This window comes from Pontibacter toksunensis, from assembly GCF_042686245.1.
GTDB classification, from domain to species: domain Bacteria; phylum Bacteroidota; class Bacteroidia; order Cytophagales; family Hymenobacteraceae; genus Pontibacter; species Pontibacter toksunensis.
Map to the genome: position 1 here is coordinate 76,483 of NZ_JBHUOX010000011.1, position 22,424 is coordinate 98,906.

Consider the following 22,424-nt stretch of genomic DNA (forward strand, 5'->3'; position numbering starts at 1 on the left):
TTATTGGAAAATGCCTAGCAGAAAGACAATAAAATACCTAAGAAAACATAGCTTCACAATGGATCGCGTAATTGAAAAGAAAACATATACTCCTAAAAAAATTGCCATCATAGTAGGTGCCGTTGCCCTGTTGGTGCTGGTAATTTATAATCTACTCTTCGCAGAGCACACTTCCAAGCTGAATGTAGACAGCGAGCGTGTGACGCTGGGAAGTGTAAAGGATGGTGTTTTCCAGGAGTTTATCGCCATTGATGGTTCTGTGGAACCCCTTAAAACCTTTTACCTCGATATACCGGAAGGTGGCCGTGTAGAGAAAATATACAAGGACGACGGGCAGACCGTGCAGGTAGGCGATACCATTCTGAAGCTTTCGAACACGACCCTCCAGATTGACTTCATGACCCGTGAGTCGCAGCTTTACGACCTGATGAACGAGCGCCAGAACTCCGAGATCATCATGAAGCAGGACTTGATCCGGAAAGAAAACGAACTGGCAGAGATTGAGTACAACCTGGCCCTGGCACAGCGTAAATACGAGCGTAACCAGATGCTGATAAAGGAAAAGGTTATTCCACAGGAGGAGTTCCAGTCGTCGCAGGATGAGTACAATTACCTGAACAAGCGCAAGAACCTGGCAGAGCGCTCTGTAAAGCAGGACGCCAAGCTAATGGATGACCGCCTGCGCCAGCTCGACCATTCCATTTCCCGCATGACTGCCAACATTGGCATGGCCCGCAATACGCTGGATAACCTGTATGTGATTGCCCCTATCGCCGGGCAGCTATCTACCCTGAAGGCAGAGGTGGGCGAGTCGAAGGGGGCTGGCGAGAACATTGGCCAGATTGATAACCTGAGCGGCTATAAAGTATCGGCTAACATCGACCAGCATTATATTTCTAGGGTTTATGAGGGCCTGAAAGGCACCTTTGACTTCAACGGGAAAACGCATGAGGTTAAAATTGCCAAAGTATTCCCGGAGGTGCAGAACAACACCTTTAAGGTAGATATGGAGTTTGCAGGCGAAGCGCCGGAAGGCATCCGCCGCGGGCAGACCCTGCAGTTAAAGCTTAACCTGAACGACGGTGGCAGTGCCGTGCTGGTGCCACGCGGAGGCTTCTACCAGAGCACAGGCGGTAACTGGATATTTGTGGTAGACAAATCAGGTGAGTTTGCCACCAAGCGCAACATCAAACTTGGCCGCCAGAACCCTAACCACTACGAAGTGCTGGATGGCCTGCAGCCAGGCGACCAGGTAGTACTGTCATCTTACGACAGCTACGGCGACATTGACAGACTGGAGCTTAAATAGAAATCAAATTATCATCTCTGCCTCTAGTACAAAATAAAACTTAAAAGACAACCTCAAACCAAGACACCAATTATGAACAAGGAAGAACTAATCATCGAAACAAAGAATCTGCAGAAAAAATACGTGACGGACACAGTGGAGACCACTGCCCTGGCTGGCGTTGACCTGAAGATTGCCAAAGGAGAGTTTGTGGCTATCATGGGCCCTTCTGGTTGCGGAAAATCTACGCTGCTAAACATCTTGGGCATGCTCGACAGCCCTTCTTCCGGTTCATTTACCTTCCTGGGCCAAGACATCAGCAACGCTTCTGAGCGCCAGCGCGCCAAGCTGCGCAAGGAGAACCTGGGCTTTGTGTTCCAGAGCTTTAACCTGATTGATGAACTGACTGTGTCAGAGAACATCGGGCTGCCGCTCGCTTACCTGGGTGTCGGAAAAGAGGAAACCAACAAGCGTGTGCAGGCAGCCATGGAGCGTATGGGCATAGCTCACCGCCGCAACCACTTCCCGCAGCAGTTGTCCGGGGGTCAGCAGCAGCGTGTGGCCATTGCCCGGGCCACTGTATCTAACCCTAGCCTGATACTGGCGGATGAGCCGACTGGTAACCTCGACTCGGTGCATGGCCGTGAGGTAATGGCGCTGTTATCAGAGCTGAATGAGGCAGGAACTACTGTGGTAATGGTAACGCACTCTCCTTCTGACGCAGAGTACGCCCACCGCATCGTGAACCTGTTCGATGGCCAGATTGTAACGGAAAATCTGAATGTGAAGCGCCACGCAGCAGAACTACTTTAGTCTCTGCTATAAAGTTAGTTGTTTGAATGTTGTTTGTAATAGTGTAGGCGCAAGCCCTTTGCGCCTACCTACACAACACCTTCTTAAAATACTGCTACGCTACACGTTCAAACCATTGTAGTACTGTATATCTAATTTCAGATTTTATCCTTGCCCTAAACCTCAGGTATCAGCTTACCAGAAACAGAGGTAAAACACCCTCCGGTGTGGCGCTGATTTTACAAGTTCTATTTTATCCTGAGGCTGAAGCCCGCGCTGAGCTTTAGACACTTTGATATTGCCTTTGCCATCGGTGGTTATCGTGCTGAAGGCCACACCCTGCTTTACAGAAACATATTCTTTATTGATTCCTGAAGCTTACAACAGACCCAGATGCTGAAAAACTACCTGAAAATCGCTTTCCGCAACTTTGCCCGTAACAAAGTATATTCTGCCATCAATGTTGGCGGCTTGGCTATAGGTATAGCAGCCTGTATTCTCATCTTCCTTTTTGTAAAAGACGAACTTAGCTACGACCGCTACCACTCCAAGGCTGACCGCATTTACAGGGTTACCCGCGACTTCTTATCTCAGGATGGTTCTGTGAGTCTGCACCTTGCCCGGGTGGCACCTCCTATTGGACCACTACTGGAGCAGGATTTTCCGCAGATAGAGGCCGTAGCACGAATGGTTACGTTCGGCGTTATGTTGGAAAACAAGGAAGCTCAGAAGACCTTCAGGGAAGATAGTATGTACTTTGCTGAGCCCGCTGCCTTAGAAATATTCGACATTAACCTGATAAAGGGAAACCCGGACAAGGCGCTGCGCGACCCGTTCACCCTGCTGATTAGTGACAAAACAGCTAAAAAGTATTTTCCTGGGGAAGATCCGATTGGAAAGGTATTGCATTTCGGCACACAGTCGAGCTTGCGGGTGGAGGGAGTTTATGAGTCTTTCCCTGCTAACTCTCACTTTCACCCCGAGTTTCTGGGCTCATTTTCTACACTGAATGACTCCTCTGTATATGGTGCAGAAGGACTGAAAACGAACTGGGGCAATAACTCCTTCCCTACCTATTTGCTGTTACCATCAGAAGAAGAAGCAGAAAAAATACAAGCCCAGCTTCCTGCTTTCCTGGACCGGCACTTAACAGGCGTTGATGAGGCTAGTGGTCTGAAACCCAGCACCTACACTAACCTATACCTACAGAAGCTGACGGACATCCACCTGCGCTCCAAGCTGGATTCAGAGCTTGAAGTGAACGGTGATATAGACAGCATTACCATACTCTCTTTTGTAGCCATCATTATTCTCCTGATTGCCTGCATCAACTACATCAACTTAAGCACCGCACGCTCCACAAGCCGCGCAAAAGAAGTGGGTGTGCGCAAGGTAATTGGCGCAGCAAGGCATAACCTTATTTTTCAGTTCTTACTGGAGTCTGTGCTGCTGGTGACGGTTGCCACCATCCTGTCTTTGGGAATAGTGGAAGTCTGTCTTCCGTGGCTGAACAACTTTACAGGTAAAGAAATTGACTCTAACTTATTTACGGACCAATGGCTCCTGTTACTCATCTTCTTGTTGCCTGTGTTGGTTGGTGTGCTGGCTGGTTTGTACCCTGCTTTATACTTGTCTCACTTCCAGGCTGCCAGTGTGCTGAAAGGCACACTAAGCAGTTCATCCAGGAACCCCCTGCTCCGTAAGTCGCTGGTGATTGTGCAGTTCTCTATTTCCATTATCCTCATCATTGCAACTGGTATAATCTTCCAGCAACTGACCTACATCCAAAACAAAGACCTGGGCTTCGATAAAGAACAAATCGTCATTCTGCCGGAGTTTACGACATTAACGCCACAGATAGACGCTTTTAAAGCGGAGCTAACCAAATCTTCCGCCATACAGGGAGTCGCCAGGTCCCAGTTGATTCCGACAGAGCAGCTGCTTAACTCCGCGGGTGCAGAGGTCACCAAAGGAGACAGTGTGGCACCCACCTCTGCTACCATTAAGTTTGTAACCGTTGACCATGACCTGATTGATGTGTATGACATGGAAGTAGTGGCAGGGCGTAACTTCAGCCGCGAGATAAGAAGCGATGACACAGCAGCTTACATCCTCAATGAGGCAGCCGTTCGCATGATAGGTTGGCGCGACCCGCAGCAGGCCATCGATCAGACTTTTACATACGGTGGTAACAAGGGCCGCATTGTGGGCGTGGTCAACGACATTAACTTTGAATCGCTGCACAAGGAAATATCTCCTATGGTGTTCATGATCTCTGGGTGGGGGCGCTATCGTAAAATCTCCATCAAAGTGAAGGGGGACACCCAACAGGCGCTGGCGCACATAGAAGAAACGTGGAACAAGTTCCTGCCAACCTACCCCTTTGAGTATGAGTTTATAGACCAGTTGTATGGGCAAACCTATGAAGCCGAGAAAAAGAAAGCCCAGATCTTCAGCATCTTCTCCTGTATCGCTATTCTGATAGCGTGCCTGGGCTTGTTTGGGCTTGCCTCTTATACCACAGTGCAGCGTAAAAAAGAAATTGGTATCCGGAAGGTTTTCGGTGCCCCGGTTGCCAGCATCGTTACGCTCATCTCCAAAGACTTTATGAAGCTGGTGCTGGTGGCCAACCTGCTGGCCTGGCCCATTGCCTGGTACGCCATGCACCAGTGGCTTGCTGATTTTGCTTATCGTATCGACATCAGCACCGACATCTTTATACTGGCTGCTATAGTGGCATTCATCATCGCCATGGCTACCATCAGTTACCAAGCTATAAAGGCAGCCACCTCAGACCCTGTCAAGTCACTCCGGACGGAGTAAAGGCAACTTGGCAAAGTATGCCCGAACGAGAAAAATGAGCGCCATATAAAAGATAAAAACATGAAAAAAGCTATTATCGCATTCCTCCTGTTCTGCCTCTGCAGCACCGTAAAAGCACAGACTGCAAACGATGAAAAAGCAATCCGACAGGCTATTCTGAACTATGTGGAGAGCTTTTACAATGCCGACACAACAAAAGTATATGCTAGCGTGCACCCGGAACTGGCCAAAAGAGGCTACTATAAAAGGGATAATAACTATAGGGAGGCGACAATGACTTTCAACCAGATGGTTGACCTATCCTCACGCTGGAGCAAGAGCAACCCTGTTCCGGCAGATGCGCCAAAAGAAATCACACTCTTTGAAATAAAGGATAAAATTGCCTCAGCTAAACTGAAAGCTATGTGGGGCACGGATTATTTCCACCTGGCTAAGATAGACGGCGACTGGAAAATTATCAATGTGATGTGGCAGGATTGATTTATCAGGAGAGTGAATAGGGTAAGAACCCTTGAAACATATCTGGATATCTCTCAAAAGATAAGCATACACAACCATGTTCAGTGATTACATCAAAATAGCCATCCGCAACATTTTCCGCAACAAAGTCTACTCCACTATCAACATTGCGGGTCTGGCGATTGGGGTAGCTTCCTGTGTGCTGATTTTCCTGTATGTGCAGGATGAACTCAGCTACGAAAGCCACTTCTCGAAAGCAGACCGCATTGTACGTTTGGCCGGTGAAATTAACTTCGAGGGCCAGGAGGTAAACAAGTTCGCACTTTCGTCACCGCCAATTTATCAGGCCCTGCGCCAGGACTTTCCGGAGGTAGAGCAAGTGGTCCAGTTGCTACCTGCTGGCAACCAGACAGTGTGGTACAAAGACAAAAGCTTCAATGAGCAGGACCTGTTTTTTACCCACAGCACTTTCTTTGAGGTTTTTGACTATGAAATGTTAGCTGGCAACCCAAAAACGGCACTGGATGAGCCACGGACCATTGTGGTAAGTGAAGGCATGGCTACCAAATACTTTGGCGATGCAGAAAGCGCTGTGGGTGAAATGCTGAAGTTCAGCAATAACACTTATAAAGTAACCGATGTTTTCCGCGACCAGAAGCACTCCCACATTGTGGCAAACGCCTTCTTATCCCAAAGCACGATAGCAAGCGAGGAGGCAGTTACGGCAGACCAGTGGTTCAACATGAACCGCTACACCTACGCGCTCGTGCAAGATGAGGCGCAGATACCTGCTTTCCAGGAAAAGCTGGACGCCTTCGCAGCGAATACCATCGACCCCTGGATTAAAGAAAACGAATTGAATGCCAGTATGCAGTTTGTGCTGCAGCCACTTGAATCTATTCACTTCGACACCGAATACGGAGCCGATATTTCCCCTGCTGGTAACATCTCGTACGTGTACATTTTTGCGGCAGTCGCCATTTTCTTACTCCTCATTGCCTGTATCAACTACATGAACCTGGCTACGGCCCGCTCCGCCAAGCGTGCCAAAGAAGTGGGTTTGCGCAAAGTAGTAGGTGCGTACCGCAGCCAGATCATCAGCCAGTTCATAGGCGAGTCTGTGCTGATGACGCTGATTGCGGCAGTTCTGGCACTCGGTTTAGTACAGGTGATGATTCCGACTTTTAACGCCCTCACAGATAAGAATTTTGAATCTAACTTTATTTTTCAATGGGAATTCATGCTGCTGGTGCTGGCTATAATTATACTGGTTGGCTTGTTGGCAGGCAGCTATCCGGCCTTCTTCCTCTCCAATTTCAAGCCCATCGATGTTTTAAAAACAGACAAAGCTCCAAGGGGCGGAAATGCTTCGCTAAGAAAGATACTGGTGGTAACCCAGTTTACCGTCTCACTTGTCCTCATCATCGGAACCATAGTTGTGTTTACGCAGATGCATTATTTGCGCAGCCGGGACCTGGGCTTCAACAAAGACCAGGTGATAGTGATTGATATACCGGGCGGCGACTCCACCCTCGTTCAACGCTTGCCAATTATAAAACAGCAACTTCTGGGCAACCCGAATGTAGAAATGGTTTCTAATACAAGGGATATACCGGCAGAGAACATGTCGAAGCTCATGACGCTGTCTGAAGTAGACGGAAAAATGGTGGAGAGAACCCTGAATGTGATGTTTGTGGACTACGACTTCATTGATGTGATGGGCATTGGAATGAAAGAGGGCCGCAATTACAGCCGCGATATGAAGACGGACCTGAAAGAAGGCCTGATTATAAATGAGGCGGCAGCCAAATGGCTGGGCTGGTCTGACCCGGTAGGCAAGCGCATGCAGATGATTGACTGGGATGCCAAGGTCATTGGCGTGGTTAAAGATTTTCATGTGAAGTCGCTGCATACGGATGTGGAGCCGCTGATACTGGCGCTCAATCCGGCATCTCAGGGATACCTGATGGCCCGCATCAAGGCGCAGGACATGGCCTCTACCATCTCCTTTGTAGAGAACAAGTGGCGCGCCTTTGACCCGACACACCCCATGCAGTACTTTTTCATGGACGAACATTTCGACAAACAGTACCTCGCCGAGGAGAAGATGCTGACGGTGTTCGGCTACTTTGCTGGCCTCACCATTTTGATTGCCTGCCTGGGTTTGTTTGGACTTGCCTCTTTCACGGCAGAACAGCGCACAAAGGAAATAGGCATTCGCAAAGTGTTAGGCTCTTCCACCGGCAGTATTGTGCTGCTGTTGTCTAAGGACTTCGCCCTGCTGGTGCTTATTTCGATTGTTCTGGCAAGCCCATTGGCCTGGTATGGCATGCATAAATGGCTGCAGGACTTTGCCTACCGCACCGATCTTAGCTGGTGGATATTTGCACTCTCTGGTACCGCAGCCATGCTTATTGCTTTGCTCACCGTGAGCCTGCAGGCCATGAAAGCAGCCTCTACCGACCCGGTAAAAGCACTGCGGGCATCATAACAAACAGGATTGATTGATGATACCTTCAAACAAAACAGATGAAAAAGGTTAGCACCATCGTTGCCCTCCTCCTGCTCCCATCACAGGTACTGCTGGCGCAGAATGAGTTCGAGTATAAGAAAACGGCCTCTGCAAGCGGCGTTAAAAAAGGCACAGTAACACTGGATGTATCAGCCGGCGTGTTAGAAGTGAAGGCCGACGCCACCACCTCGCTGGTGGAGACACAGGTGCAGTACTCCAAGGCGGATTGGCTGCCGGTGTTTTCAAGCAACAACAGCAAAACAGCGCCTGAGATCAGCTTCAGCCAAAAGGAGATGTCGGATAACAGCAGTAAGAACACCAAGAACGAGTGGAAAGTAAACCTAAGCAAAAACACGCTCCTGGACCTGAAGATAAAAATGGGCGCAGGCGAGACAAAGCTGAACCTGCAGGACAGCCACATCAACACGTTGACGCTGGATGCCGGTGCCGTGAGCAGCAACATTGACCTGCGGGGCAGCAAATTAAAAAATTTGACTGTGAATGCTGGTGTGGGCGAACTCAACCTGGACCTGCGGGGCAACTGGGACCATGATGTGGAGGTGGATGTGACCGGGGGAATAGGCGATGTTAAATTCAGGCTGCCGAAAAACACGGGCGTACGCCTGAAAAGCAGCGGCCTCGGAAGCAGGAACATGGCATCCTTACAGAAAGAAGGCGATACGTATGTAAATGCCGCACTGGGCAAAAGCAAGCACGTCATCAACATCAACGTATCCGGTGGCCTCGGGAGTGTAACGGTACTGCAGGACGAGTAACACAGGTAAGTAAAGCAGCAGTGGCTGCGCAATAGTATCTGAATTAAAAGTTTAACTTAAATCATCATGCTGAAGAATTACTTCCTCATATTTTTCCGGAACATGGCCCGCAATAAGATGTATGCCGCCATTAATGTGATTGGCCTGGCCATTGGCATCGCGTCCTGTATCCTGATCTACCTGTTTGTGCAGCATGAACTGAGCTACGACAGGTACTTTTCGAAGCATGATAGAATTTACCGCGTGGTAAACGACCTGATTGTCGAGGATGAAGTAGAGAAGGCCTCCATCACGCACGCCGCGCTCGCTCCTACACTCGCGGCAGATTACCCTGAAATTGAGGCCACCACCCGTATGCTGAACAGGAACAAGCAGGTTTTACGGCAGGATAACATGGCTATTACAATAGACAATGTGTTCTGGGTGGACAGTAACTATTTCCAGCTCTTTGATTACCAGTTGCTGGAGGGTGACCCTAAAACGGCCTTGATGGAGCCGAACACCATGGTTATCACTGAACAGGTAGCTTCCAGGTTCTTTGACAATCCTATGGATGCCATGCACACCACCTTACAGATAGGGACACAATCCTATAAGGTGACGGGCATCTTTAAAGCTGTTGATGCGGCCCATATGAAGCCGGAAGCACTGACGTCGTTCAACACGATTCCAGGCGAGGTAAGGCAGAGTATGGCAGGCAACTGGTTCAGCACCAACAGCTATACGTACGTGCTTTTCAGGGAGGGGACGAATGCAGCAGCGTTCAGTGCCAAGCTTCCGGAATTTGTAAAGCGGCGCATCACACCTATCCGGGAGAGCCAGACCACTGAGCGGGTAGAGTTGCACCTACAAGCCTTACCTGCTATACACTTAAACTCAGATTATCTTTGGGAGGCGTTTCCAGTAGGCAACAAGTCATACATTTACATCTTCTCGATTGTGGGGATTTTCATCCTGCTGATTGCATCCATCAACTATATGAACCTAGCCACAGCCCGCTCGGCGAAGCGCGCCAAAGAGGTGGGTATGCGCAAAGTGGTGGGTGCAAACCGGTCGCAGCTGGTACTGCAGTTCCTGAGCGAGTCGATTATGCTCACGCTGTTGGCAGTAGTCATAGCCTTGGTGCTGGTTGAGCTGATGCTGCCGACCTTTAATAGCCTGGCTGAAAAGAACATATCCTCCACCTACTTTTTAGATGCTGGTTTTATGGGCATGCTGCTCGCCATCGGCATCTTCATTGGGTTGGTAGCAGGCAGTTATCCGGCCTTTGTGCTGTCACACTTCAAGCCAGCCGATATCATCAAAGCAGGTAAAACACCTGCTGGAGGTGGCGCCCTGCTGCGTAAAAGCCTAGTGGTTATTCAGTTCACCATCTCACTGGTGCTCATCATCGGGACAGTAGTTGTGTACAGCCAGATGCACTACCTCAAAAACCAGGATCTCGGCTTTACAAAAGAACAGGTACTGGTGATTGATATTCCGAGTGGCGACTCAACTCTCGTGAGCAAAATGCCCGTGATGAAGGCCGAACTGCTGCAAAACAGGAATATTACCAGCGCCACGACTTCCGTGATGATTCCGGGTGAATCAACCGGTGTGATCATTTTTGCTGTAGAGCGCGGCAACGAAATGGCAGAGAAAACTATGAACAGCATCTGGGTAGACTATGAGTTCTTAGAACTGATGGACATTGAGATGAAAGAAGGAAGAGGCTTTTCTAAAGAGATGCGCACAGACCTGGAAAATGGCTTTATCCTGAATGAGGCAGCCGTGCAGGCGCTTGGCTGGCAAGACCCGGTTGGCAAAAGAATAGGCTTTTCCGACACCACTTCAGGTAAGGTGGTTGGTGTTGTCAGGAACTTTAACTACAAATCCCTCCACAGCGAAATTGAGCCCCTTGTTATTATGCTGGCTCCTGAGAACAGCGGTTACCTTATGGCACGCATGACACCCGGTAACATCAGCGAAACCATATCGCATGTAGAAGACACCTGGCAGCGCCTGGCGCCGTCTCATCCTATGGAATACTTTTTCCTGGATGACAGCTTTAACGAGCAGTACCGTGCCGAGGAAAAGATGCTGGCCATCTTCGGGTATTTTGCGCTGCTCACCATCATCATCGCGTGCATGGGTTTGTTTGGCCTTGCCTCCTTTATGGCAGAGCAGCGCACCCGCGAGATTGGTATACGAAAGGTGCTGGGCTCCTCCACTTCGCAAATTGTGGTGCTGCTGACAAAAGACTTTGCCCTGTTGGTGCTGCTGGCTATTTTGCTGGCCTGCCCTATTGCCTGGTACGGCATGCAGCTGTGGCTCCAGGATTTTGCCTATCGCACCCCCATCAGCATCTGGATTTTCGTGGCTTCCGGTATTGTAGCCCTTGCGCTGGCCATTTTCACGGTAAGCTTTAAAGCTGCCCGGGCCGCCATGTCTGACCCTGTTCTGGCGCTACGAACAGAGTAAGCGCTATTTAAGACTTTTATTGTTTGTTTAAGGTGAAAACTTCAAGTGGAGCAGGTTTTTTCTGCTCCACTGAAGCAACCTTATCACCTTTGGGCACATCTTTAAATAAAAACTAAACTATGAAAAATACACCGGCTGTTTTTTTAACCTCCCTGGCTGTCAGCGCCATCAGCCTGACTGTTCCGATGCCAGCGGCTACTACTGTGCTCGATCTTTTCATAGGAGAGGATATTACGGCGCAGCACATTAACCCAAGGAACTGCGAATCCCACCAACACAAAGTTCTCGGAACAGATGACACAGCTGAGAAGCCTGTACATACCATATCTGACTGGGAAACCCTCAAGTTGCTGCGTAGGCTGCCATCAGAGCAGGAACGTACAGTGCAATCTGATTCAGAAGCTGCTTTTACGCGCATCAGAAACTCCACCATACACTATGCAAAGAGCAAAAGAACATAAGGTTGCCATGGCTCATGAATAGGCTACTGATTTGATCACGTGCATCCTATCAGGTCAGGTTCATGCTTTGGGGCCTGAGAAGCAGCATGCTGTAATGCACCTCTCTTTTGTTCATCTATAAAAATCACCTGATTGTCGAAAAAGGCAATTGTTGTTTCCTCATTATCTTATATTCACTATGAAACGTACCCAGTAGCTGCAAAAAATAACTGCTCACACCTATGGATGCAGGCGCATTTTCTTTCTTCCGTCGCCATAGTGCCTATGGTGTGCTTTTCCTGAGGCTTGCCATCGGCGTATTTATTATTTATGGCGTGCAGGACAATGTTTTCAGCTGGGAAAGAATGCTGGAGTTCAGGGATTTTCTGCAGGAGCGTGGTGTGCCTTACCCCTTGCTGGCGGCACATGTGTCAGTTTACGTGCAGTTTACCTGCGGCATTCTCCTGCTTTTGGGAGGCGCCGTCCGGTTTGTGGGGCTGCTGCTCATCATCAATTTCACTGCTGCTATTTTCATAGCGCATATCGGGCAACCTTTCCAGCAGTACTATCCTGCAGCACAACTTATAGCGGTTGGCTTTTTCTTTTTGTTCAACGGGGCAGGTCCGGTGTCACTGGATGCCTTTGTAACACGTACACAGCAAAAGCATCATAGCCCTCTATATGCTAAGAAACCTTCTGTTATTCGTAAAAGCTAATACATGACTTCAAAAGCGCTTCTGTTCGTATTCAGTTTCAATCTATATTTCTTAGGGTATGCCCAACAACAGGAAGCAAGTACCAGCAGGTATAATGTAACGATAGACCTGACACAGGTAAGAGACGATAAGGTGCCGGTGACTGTTAAGGCCCCGCCTGTCAACCAGAAAGAGATCACCTACATTATGCCGAAGATAGTGCCGGGCACTTATTCTGTTTCGGACTTTGGCAGGTTTGTAACGGGTTTTAAGGCCTATAATGCAAAAGGAGACACACTGGCTGTTACCAAACTGGACACAAACCGCTGGAAAATCAACAATGCCTCGTCTCTGGACCGTGTGACCTATTGGGTAGACGATACCTTTGATGCGCAGAAGCGTGAAGAAGTGCTGTTTGAGCCGGGCGGCACCAACATTGAAGAAAACAAGAACTTCCTGCTGAACCCATTCGGCTTTGTGGGATACTTTGAAGGCATGAAGCAAGTGCCTTACGAGCTCAATATTACAAAGCCGCAGGGCTTCTATGGCTCTACCTCTTTGCAGGCTATGTCCTCTACCGCTTCCTCAGACAAGTACCTCCTGCCCGATTACATGGAACTGGCCGATTCGCCGCTGATGTATAACCGCCCCGACACCACTGTTCTGAACCTCGGCGGTACAGAAGTATTGGTATCGGTCTACTCCCCTTCCGGCCGGGTAACGTCTGCGCCCATTGCAGCCAATGTAAAAAACATCCTGGAGGCACAGCGCAGCTACCTGGGAGGCACCCTGCCCGTAGAAAAATATGCTTTCCTGATTTACGTGCCAGAGCGGGTGGGCAAGTCTGGCTCGTATGGTGCGCTGGAGCATTCTTATTCTTCTGTCTATTTTCTGCCGGAAATGCCGGCGGAGCAGTTCAGCAGCACCATCCGCGATGTGGCCGCGCATGAGTTTTTCCATATCGTTACGCCACTCAGCATCCATTCGGAAGAAATAGGCAACTTCGACTACATCGACCCTAAAATGTCGAAACACCTGTGGCTGTATGAGGGGGTTACTGAATACTTTGCCTCGCATGTGCAGGCGTATGAAAACCTCATAGACCTGGAGGAGTACCTGCAGAAGGTGCGCGAGAACATCATTACGTCCAGGGCTTACTATAACGATACGCTGCCCTTCACGGAGATGAGCGCTAAGGTGCTGGACAAGTATGAGGACCAGTATGGAAACGTGTATCAGAAAGGCGCCCTGATAGGTCTGGTGCTGGATATAAAACTGCGGGAGCTATCGGGTGGAACCTATGGCCTGCGCAACCTCATGCTGGACCTGGCCAAGACCTACGGCAAAGAGAATTCCTTTAAAGATGAGGAACTGTTTGATAAGATTGCGGAGCTGACGTACCCGGAAATCCGGGAGTTTTTCAGGAAGCATGTGGAAGGCGCGGAGTCCCTCCCCCTGGCTGAGACACTGCAGAAGGTCGGCATCCGGTATGAGCCAACGGCAACCCGGCAGGTTATCTCCTACGGCGACTTTACCCCCGGCTTTGATCAGGAGGCAGGCAAGATAACAATAGTAGAGACCGATGAAATGGATGCTTTCGGAAAGGCTATGGGCTTTAAACCGGGCGACCAGCTACTGGCACTGAACGGCACTGAAATCACGCCGCAGAACATCCGGGAGATTATTGGAGAAAAGCTACAGCAGGTTAAGCCCGGTGAGAACATCACTATAACAGTGGGACGGGAAAATGCAAAAGGTAAAATCAAAAAGAAAAAACTGAAAGGCAAGGCAACAGCCCGCGAGCGGCAGTCGCTGCACGTGCTGGAGCCAGACCCAAATGCAACACCTGAGCAAAAAGCTCTGCGAGCCGCCTGGCTGAACAACAAGGTTTAAGCTTGCCTCATCACACACATATGCACCGCCGCAATTATAGAATAAAAAGACATTTCACATCCATAGCCTGCTGAAAAAGCGGTCAGGGCTCCTCATATCCTGGTTAAGCTGAAGCTGCCCCTCTGCTCCTCAGAGCGTTATATCTTTATTCTGGCCTATGGTTTGAGAAAACCACTGCTCCTTCTATTAACAGGGAGCTATACCTATAGTACGGCTTCTTTTATTTACCTTCGTACAACTTATTTCCGCACCAAAACCATTTGTAACTTTTATAGGTTATTTCTGTACTTAGACTAAATTAAATTGTTGATATTCCGTTACATTAACTACGGTTACACTAGTATAACCATCAGGCTTGATGCGCTTTAATCACCTTTATCTTTTATTTTGCTTACTGCTTATTACAGTGCCTTCCTTCGCCCAGAATTTCGCTGTGCGGGGATATGTACGGGATGCCAACAATGGCGAGGTCCTGATAGGTGCCACCGTGTCCGTTCCTCAGCTTGGCCTCGGAACCAGCACCAACGAAGAGGGCGTTTTCACGATTAGCCTGCCTGAAGGCGAGTATGCATTAAAAGCGAGTTATATCGGCTATACCAGTTTTTCCCGCGATATCCGGGTTACGGACGGGGCACAGCGCATCAACTTTACCTTAGACCCAGTTGATACTGAACTGAAAGAGGTACGGGTAGAGGCTGGTGGCCTGCGCCAGAAACTGAATGACACCCGCATGAGCGTCGAGTCCCTCTCCTCGCGCGAGGCTAAACTACTGCCCGCGCTCTTCGGGGAGGTGGACCTGGTGAAGACCCTGCAACTGAAGCCTGGCGTGCAGTCTGGTGGCGAGGGTACTTCCGGCCTGTATGTGCGCGGCGGCGGGCCCGACCAGAACCTGGTGTTGGTAGATGACGCCCTTATCTATAATCCCTCTCACCTGTTTGGTTTTTTCAGCGTGTTCAACCCTGATGCGGTAAAGAGTGTGGACCTGTACAAAGGCGGTTTCCCTGCACAGTACGGCGGCCGGTTGTCTTCGGTGATGGATGTAAAGTTGAACGAAGGAAATAACGAGAAGCTGACAGCAACAGGTGGCCTGGGGCTTATTGCCTCGCGCCTTACACTGGACGGGCCGATTATAAAAGACAAGCTGACCTTTACCGTGTCGGGGCGCCGGACGTACGTGGATATTTTTACACGCCAGATAAACCGCCTGAGCGAGGGCAACGCAGATTATGACCCTATACCAGATTACCACTTCTACGACCTGAACGGCAAGCTAACTTATAAGGCGGGCAAAAACGATGAACTGTCGCTGAGCGGCTACTTCGGGCGCGACATCTTTGGCTTTAACGACGACAAGTTCAAGTTCAATTTTGATTGGGGTAATACCATGGGCAACCTTCGATGGAGGCACAGGTTCAACAACAGCCTCTATGCCACCACGTCCTTCTACACCTCCGGCTACCAGTACCGCATCAACAATGCCATTGATGTATTCAGCGCAAAGCTTACATCTGCTGTAAAAGACTATACCCTTAAAACTGATTTCGACTTGTTTGTGAAGGGCGGGCACAGTGTGAAATTCGGCGCGATGGCTACCCGCCACCACTTTATCATCGGCCGGCTTAATTTTGAGTCTGATGACAGTACACAGGCTTTCTCAACCGGCACTAACCTGGCAGGCACAGAGTTCGGGGTGTATGCCTCTGATGATTACCAGGTAAACGCGCAGCTCTCGCTAAACTATGGACTGCGCTTGTCTGGCTTTTCAAACAACGGCAAAACGTATACAGCACTGGAACCACGTATTGCTGCCAAATACAACCTAAGCGAGAGCACCTCCCTGAAAGCCAGCTACGCCAGCATGAAGCAGTACGTGCACCTCGTTTCGAATTCAGGCGCTTCTCTGCCTACTGACATCTGGTACCCGTCCACAAGGGGGGTGGAGCCGCAACGATCCCAACAGGTAGCGGCAGGTATAAACAAGCTCTTTGGCAGGGGCAGGTACCTGTTCACCAACGAGGTGTACTACAAGTGGATGACAAACCAGCTCGACTTCCGCGACGGTGCAAACCTCTTTGTGAATGACAACCTGCAGGACGAGTTCCTCTTTGGCAAGGGCAAAAGCTATGGCAATGAGATATACCTGGAGAAGGTCAAAGGCAAAACCACCGGCTGGCTCGGCTATACCCTCTCCTGGACCTACAGGAAGTTTGACAGCGAAAATGATTTAGACGATATCAACGAGGGACGCTGGTTCCCGACACGTTACGACCGGCGCCACGACATCAGCCTAGTGGTGCTGCACCAGTTTAACAAGCGCCTGAGCCTGACCGGCACTTTTGTGTTCGGCACGGGCAATGCTTACTCCATTCCGGTAGCACGCTTTATTTTCCAGGATGTGGAAGGCGAAGACCCATCTGTGATACCGATTTACCAGGACCGCAATTCGTTCAGGCTGGCCCCTTACCACCGCCTCGACCTGAGTGTGGTGTACAAACTGAAGCCGAAGCGAGGCGAATCGGATCTGACGTTCAGCGTGTACAATGTATACAATCGCCGCAACCCGTACTTCGTGTATTTTGAGCAGGTAAAAGACGCTGACAGAGTAGAGACACTAGGTTTCCAGGCAAAGCAGGTGGCGCTGTTCCCACTTGTTCCGGCTATCACCTATAATTTTAAGTTTAGATGAAGTTAAAGCATTTCCTATATTTCCTGCTGCCGCTCATTTCTGTTTTCTATGGCTGCGACATGGATAAAGACATAGAGATAGAACTGCCTGCGCATAATCCGCAGTTGGTAGTGGAGGGCTATTTGGAACCGGGCAAGCCCTTTCGTGTAGCTGTGCAGGAAAGCGCCAGCTACTTCGATGCCCCAACGCCCCCGCTCGTACCGGATGCAGAAGTAGTTATCACCCACAATGGCCGACGCATCGATCTGACGTATAAGCCGAAGCTAGATAACGTAACAGGTTTCCTGTATACCCACAGTTCACCAGAAATCATGGAGGGAAAGCCGGGCGATGTTTATGGTATTGAAGTGACGGATGGGAAAGGCCGCAAGGTTACGGGCTTTACCACCATAATGCCTGTAGTACCCATTGATACGGTGGAGTGGCGGTTTAATGATGAAGAACTGGCGCTCGTGCTGACGTCATTTGAAGACAATGGCAACACATCAAATTATTACCGCTACATGACGCACCGCGACAGCCTGAACCAGGACTCTGACAGGGAATTTTTTGCCTCTGACGAGTTCAACAATGGTAAGCGTGTGACGTACGGCTCCAACTACAGGTATGAGCAAGGTGAAACCCTTATAGTAACATTGTTTAACATCGAAAAACAGTACTTCGATTTTCTATCTTCTACGGATAATGCCAAGGATGCAAACGGCAATCCTTTTGCCCAGCCATCCCGAATCAGATCATCGGTGCAGGGCGGTCTCGGTATCTTCACAAACCTGGCCTACGACCGTAAAGTCGTAGTTATTAAGTAAGTTAGAGAGTTAGAGAGTTAGAGAGTTAGAGAGTTAGAGAGTTAGAGAGTTAGAGAGTTAGAGAGTTAGAGAGTTAGAGAGTTAGAGAGTTAGAGAGTTAGAGAGTTAGAGAGTTAGAGAGTTAGAGAGTTAAGGTATACTGAACTTGCCTTGAGCAGGGTTTCAACAGACGTTGAATCCTTTCGAATTCTTCTCCTTTTCCTGCTGAGATGGATCCAACTTTCGCAATTCTCCCGAACGACTAACCTACAAAATCAAAAAGAGGTAGAAGCAGTATGCTATTCAGCTGCTTCTACCTCTTTTTGATTTTGGTTTAACTCTTTAACTCCTAAACTTTCTAACTTCTTCTTATCAGTTCCCGAATTAACATGGTCATGCGGGGCTCGGCTATGGCGGCAGCATCCAGGATATCAGACAGCACTACTTTCTTGATCCTTTCTGGTGTACACATGTCTGTGATAACGGATACGGCAAATACTGGCATGTCCATATGGCGCGCTGCAATTACTTCAGGCACGGTAGACATACCTACGGCATCCGCGCCAATGATGCTCAGGTAACGGTACTCGGCCTTTGTCTCCAGCATCGGCCCCGGTACGCTCACGTATACGCCTTCGCTCAGGTCGAAGTCAGCATCTTCTGCAATCACCATGGCTTCGCGTATCATGTGCTCATCATACACCTCGCTCATGTCCGGGAAGCGTGGGCCCAATTCATCCAGGTTTTTGCCTATCAACGGGTTGCCGGGCAGCAGGTTAATGTGGTTGGTAATTACCATCAGGTCGCTGGTTTCGAAGCGGGGGTTAAGCCCTCCGGCGGCATTAGACACAAAGAGCTTTTTAACTCCCAGCAGCTTCATTACACGCACCGGAAAAGCCACCTGCTCCATCGTATACCCTTCGTAGTAGTGGAACCGCCCCTGCATCACCACTACCGGCTTGCCTGCCAGCAAGCCAAAAATCAGTTTTCCGGAATGGCTCTCGACGGTAGAAACCGGAAAACCAGGGATATCAGCATAAGACAATGAATATTGGATATCTACCTCTTTTACCAGGGCACCTAAACCCGTGCCCAGTATAATCCCGAACCCCGGCGCAAAGCCACCTGTTTTACTTTGGATATATGCGGTTGATTCCTTTAAAAGCTGCATCATGTGTATACTATAGATTGACTGAATGGATTTATTTATCATTGGATATAAGCGCCTTAGCAGCCTATACTATTTAAAGCTGAGAAGGAGTAACAGAAACTTCTAGCTACTTACGGGCAATTTGCAAAAAAATAGATTTGCCATAAAATAAAAACAGCTTTCTGGCGCAATGCCTGAAAGCTGTTTTTGCTACTAAACCTTAGGTTGTTCTAAAGCTAACCCATAGTTAGTCGAAAATCTATGATTTAATCATTCAAAAGTGGCTGCTTACTGAATGCTCAGTTCGTAAGGCATTCTGGCCTGCACACCCTGTAAATTACTGACTTTTTTGTACAGCTTATAGTATGGGTATAGTTCGCCAAGTTCTGCTTTGATGGACTGTTCTTTTGTCTGCGCACCAAAGTCGCTGAAGAGTTCATCGAAGAATGATTTGCGGGCAGGTAAGGTCTTCAGGCGGTAATCATCTTCTATGTTAGCCGATTTAGCGGCAACAGCGATGGCTTCTTCCAGGCCGCCATACATATCAACAAGATTACGCTGCTTGGCTTCGATGCCTGACCATACGCGGCCAGAGGCATATTCTTTCAGCTTGTCCTGGCTCATGTCGCGGCCTTCGGCTGCTTTGCTGGTGAAGGTCTCGTAAATCTGGTTAATCTGGTTCTGCACTATCTCCTGTTCCTGCTCCGTCATAGGGCGTGTGATGGTTGGCATATCCGCAAACTTACCTGTGCTCACATGGTCAACCGTAATGCCCAAGGTCTCGTTGAGGAAGCCCTGTATGTTCGGGATAACGCCGAAAACTCCTATACTACCGGTAATGGTGTTGGGGTGCGCCACAATAGTATCACAACCCATGGCAATATAGTAGCCGCCAGAAGCAGCGTAGTCAGACATAGAGGCAATGATGGGTTTTTCCTTCTTGAGGAGTTGAATCTCGCGCCAGATAACGTCTGATGCCAGCGCACTGCCACCCGGCGAGCTGATGCGCAGCACCACTGCCTTCACGTTCTCATCCATGCGTGCATTTCGCAGGGCATCCATAAAGCGTCTGCTGCCGATGTTGCCTTCATCACCTTCACCGTCCACAATGTCGCCTTCGGCATAGATAACAGCAATCCTGTTTTTGGATGTACTTACTTCTATATTATCTTTTACCTTTTTGTATTTAGACAGCTGCACCAGTTCCAGCTTGGCATCCTGCTCAATTCCCATTTTTTCTTTCATGAAGGAGACTGCCTCATCAAAGTAGCCGACATCCGTAATCAGCTTATGCTCGATGGCATCTTCAGGGTCGCGCACCAATAAGTTATCCTGCACTCTCTTTAGTTCGGCTACGTCCACACCGCGCGATTTGGCAATGTTCTGCAGCTGGTAATTGTTGATAGAGTTCAGGAAAGAGTTGAGCTGCTCACGGTTGGCATCACTGGCCTGCTCTAAAAAGAAAGGTTCTACAGCGCTTTTGTAGGTACCCACTTTAAAAATCTGGGCCTCGATGTTCAGTTTGTCCAGCAGCCTTTTAAAGAAAAACAGCTCAGAGCTCATGCCGTTGAACTCAATCGTACCCATTGGGTTCAGGTAGATTTTATCAGATACTGAAGCTAAGTAATAAGCTTTCTCGGTAGAGATGTCGGTATAAGAAACGACAAATTTACCGGACTCCTTGAAGTCAATTAGTTCATTCCGTATCTCCTCTAACTTCGCCAGACCGGCATCCACCAGAATCATGTTCAGGAAAATACCTTTCACATTATCGTCCGTTTTAGCACGGCGGATAGCAGCTTTTATCTCATCAAGGCCATCTGAACTCGACAGGGAACCGAAGGCAAAGCCTAGCTCAGCGAACGGATTTTCTGGGTCGCGCTCTGTGATAGGCTTGTCCAGCTTCAATTCCAGTACTGAGTTCTCAGCAACCTTTACTTCATCAGAGGAGGCTGAAGCGGCGGCAATACCAATCAGCAGCAGAAAAGAGATAAAAAAGAATACGAGCAAGCCAACCAGGGTAGCCAGCACATATTTCAGAAAGTTTAACATGTTATTTTTCAGTTTTAATTGGATGCTCTTTTAGGGGCTTTTATATCCATGCTTTTATATAGAATGCAAAAATAAGGCAAATTGTTTATCGGGTGTTAGCCTTCTCGACAAACTCCACATTTTTATAGACAAATATTTAAATTAAAAGGATTAGCGGGTGCAAAAACAAAAAGTTTGTAATTTACTGAGTTAGTAAGACATAACAAGATGAGGAAGCTTCTACTTTCCCTTCTAAATTAAATACAAAGAGAAGTTTAAACATGAGCCTCTGTATTGCACCTATTTTGCCTTTCTCGCTTTTGAACTCCTTAATAGCCATACTTTTTTCCCCACTGTGCCTGTAGTTGCTTGCGCATATCGTTTTCGCGGCCGTTCTGGCCTGGCTGGTAAAAGGCGGTGCTGCTTAGTTCCTGCGGCATAAACTCCTGCTGTACAAAATTGCCTTCATAGTCGTGGGCATACTTGTAGTTGTTGCCGTACCCTATTTCTTTCATCAGTTTTGTAGGAGCGTTCCGGATGTGCAGCGGCACCGGCAGGTTACCTGTTTGCTGCACCAGCGCGCGCGCCTGCTTAATAGCCTTGTACGATGCATTGCTCTTTGGAGAGGTAGCCAGGTAAACGGTGCACTGCGAAAGAATAATTTCTGCCTCGGGGTAGCCAATCATCTGCACCGCCTGAAAGCAGGAGGTAGCCATGAGCAGGGCATTCGAGTTGGCCAGGCCAATGTCTTCGGAAGCGGCAATCAGCAAGCGCCGGGCAATGAACTTCGGATCTTCGCCCCCCTCTATCATGCGGGCGAGCCAGTATACGGCTGCATTCGGGTCAGAGCCCCGAATGGATTTGATATAGGCTGAAACCAGGTCGTAGTGCATCTCCCCGGACTTGTCGTACATCACAATGTTCTGCTGCGCCACCTGCTTAACCAGCTCATTCTTCACCACAACCCCATCGTCACCTTTTACTCCTTCCGCCACAATCTCCAGCAGGTTCAGCAGCTTCCGGGCATCGCCTCCAGATATGGTTAAAAGAGCCTCATATTCCTCTACCCGCACTTTCCGGTGGCGCATCCACTCATCCTGCTCCAGTGCCTTGTCTACCAGTTCTATTAGTTCGTCTTTTGTCAGGTGCTTCAGGATGTAGACCTGGCACCTCGACAGCAAAGCGGAGATTACCTCGAACGACGGGTTTTCTGTAGTCGCCCCAACCAGCGTTACCGTACCTTTCTCCACCGCCCCCAGCAGCGCATCCTGCTGCGATTTGTTGAAGCGGTGTATCTCATCAATAAACAGTACGGTTCCCTGCCGCTTCCGGGCCTGCTCTATTACTTCCCGTATATCCTTTACACCGGAGTTGATGGCACTCAGCGCTACAAACGGTACTTTCATCTGGTTGGCAATAATGTTAGCCAGCGTGGTTTTACCCACACCCGGGGGTCCCCATAGAATCATGCTCGGGATCACACCTCCTTCTATGTAGCGGCGCAGGATCCCATCTGGGCCCACCAGGTGCTTCTGTCCGTAGTACTGATCTAAATTGTGAGGCCGCATGCGCTCGGCCAAAGGTATGTTCGGGTGATTCATCTGCTCTGCTTCTATCTCCGGATAGGTTAAAGA

15 protein-coding genes are annotated in these 22,424 nt (G+C 49.1%); 12 read left to right on the forward strand and 3 right to left on the reverse strand.

Annotated features, from left to right (window positions below; all coding sequences use genetic code 11):
* Nucleotides 1–58: 58 nt before the first annotated feature.
* From ACFS7Z_RS15200 to ACFS7Z_RS15255, 12 genes are all read left to right on the forward strand, one after another.
* Nucleotides 59–1,309: an efflux RND transporter periplasmic adaptor subunit gene (locus ACFS7Z_RS15200; RefSeq protein WP_377486087.1), complete on the forward strand. Its 1,251-nt coding sequence runs from the start codon at nt 59–61 to the stop codon at nt 1,307–1,309.
* A 72-nt stretch (nt 1,310–1,381) separates the two neighbouring features.
* Nucleotides 1,382–2,101 carry an ABC transporter ATP-binding protein gene (locus ACFS7Z_RS15205; RefSeq protein ID WP_377486089.1) on the forward strand — a complete coding sequence of 240 codons (720 nt, stop codon included), beginning with the start codon at nt 1,382–1,384 and terminating at the stop codon, nt 2,099–2,101.
* Between the two features lie 372 nt (nt 2,102–2,473).
* On the forward strand, nt 2,474–4,903 hold the full coding sequence (locus tag ACFS7Z_RS15210) for an ABC transporter permease (RefSeq protein WP_377486091.1): 2,430 nt from the start codon (nt 2,474–2,476) through the stop codon (nt 4,901–4,903).
* 60 nt (nt 4,904–4,963) lie between these two features.
* Nucleotides 4,964–5,383, forward strand: a complete 420-nt coding sequence (locus tag ACFS7Z_RS15215) for a nuclear transport factor 2 family protein (RefSeq protein WP_377486093.1) — start codon at nt 4,964–4,966, stop codon at nt 5,381–5,383.
* Nucleotides 5,384–5,459: 76 nt separating this feature from the next.
* The gene (locus ACFS7Z_RS15220; protein WP_377486095.1) at nt 5,460–7,853 is read left to right on the forward strand and encodes an ABC transporter permease; all 2,394 of its coding nucleotides are present in this window, start codon (nt 5,460–5,462) and stop codon (nt 7,851–7,853) included.
* A 38-nt stretch (nt 7,854–7,891) separates the two neighbouring features.
* A complete protein-coding gene (locus tag ACFS7Z_RS15225; RefSeq protein ID WP_377486097.1) occupies nt 7,892–8,650 on the forward strand; it encodes a toast rack family protein in 759 nt (252 codons plus the stop codon).
* 66 nt (nt 8,651–8,716) lie between these two features.
* Entirely contained in the window at nt 8,717–11,110 is a 2,394-nt protein-coding gene (locus ACFS7Z_RS15230; RefSeq protein ID WP_377486099.1) for an ABC transporter permease, read from the forward strand.
* Between the two features lie 119 nt (nt 11,111–11,229).
* Nucleotides 11,230–11,571, forward strand: coding sequence for a hypothetical protein (locus ACFS7Z_RS15235; RefSeq protein WP_377486102.1), 342 nt, complete (start codon nt 11,230–11,232; stop codon nt 11,569–11,571).
* A gap of 221 nt (nt 11,572–11,792) precedes the next feature.
* Nucleotides 11,793–12,266, forward strand: coding sequence for a DoxX family protein (locus tag ACFS7Z_RS15240; RefSeq protein ID WP_377486104.1), 474 nt, complete (start codon nt 11,793–11,795; stop codon nt 12,264–12,266).
* A 3-nt stretch (nt 12,267–12,269) separates the two neighbouring features.
* Nucleotides 12,270–14,138: a M61 family metallopeptidase gene (locus ACFS7Z_RS15245; RefSeq protein WP_377486106.1), complete on the forward strand. Its 1,869-nt coding sequence runs from the start codon at nt 12,270–12,272 to the stop codon at nt 14,136–14,138.
* 433 nt (nt 14,139–14,571) lie between these two features.
* Nucleotides 14,572–16,824 carry a TonB-dependent receptor gene (locus tag ACFS7Z_RS15250; RefSeq protein WP_377486109.1) on the forward strand — a complete coding sequence of 751 codons (2,253 nt, stop codon included), beginning with the start codon at nt 14,572–14,574 and terminating at the stop codon, nt 16,822–16,824.
* The gene (locus ACFS7Z_RS15255; protein ID WP_377486112.1) at nt 16,821–17,630 is read left to right on the forward strand and encodes a DUF4249 domain-containing protein; all 810 of its coding nucleotides are present in this window, start codon (nt 16,821–16,823) and stop codon (nt 17,628–17,630) included. Before ACFS7Z_RS15250 ends, ACFS7Z_RS15255 begins: the two co-directional genes overlap by 4 nt.
* Nucleotides 17,631–17,967: 337 nt before the next feature.
* Here ACFS7Z_RS15255 and ACFS7Z_RS15260 read toward each other — a convergent pair whose 3' ends face one another.
* From ACFS7Z_RS15260 to ACFS7Z_RS15270, 3 genes are all read right to left on the reverse strand, one after another.
* Nucleotides 17,968–18,783: a purine-nucleoside phosphorylase gene (locus tag ACFS7Z_RS15260; RefSeq protein WP_377486115.1), complete on the reverse strand. Its 816-nt coding sequence runs from the start codon at nt 18,781–18,783 to the stop codon at nt 17,968–17,970.
* A gap of 264 nt (nt 18,784–19,047) precedes the next feature.
* Nucleotides 19,048–20,811, reverse strand: coding sequence for a signal peptide peptidase SppA (gene sppA / locus ACFS7Z_RS15265; protein ID WP_377486118.1), 1,764 nt, complete (start codon nt 20,809–20,811; stop codon nt 19,048–19,050).
* Nucleotides 20,812–21,119: 308 nt separating this feature from the next.
* A complete protein-coding gene (locus ACFS7Z_RS15270) occupies nt 21,120–22,391 on the reverse strand; it encodes a replication-associated recombination protein A (protein ID WP_377486394.1) in 1,272 nt (423 codons plus the stop codon).
* Nucleotides 22,392–22,424 lie beyond the last annotated feature (33 nt).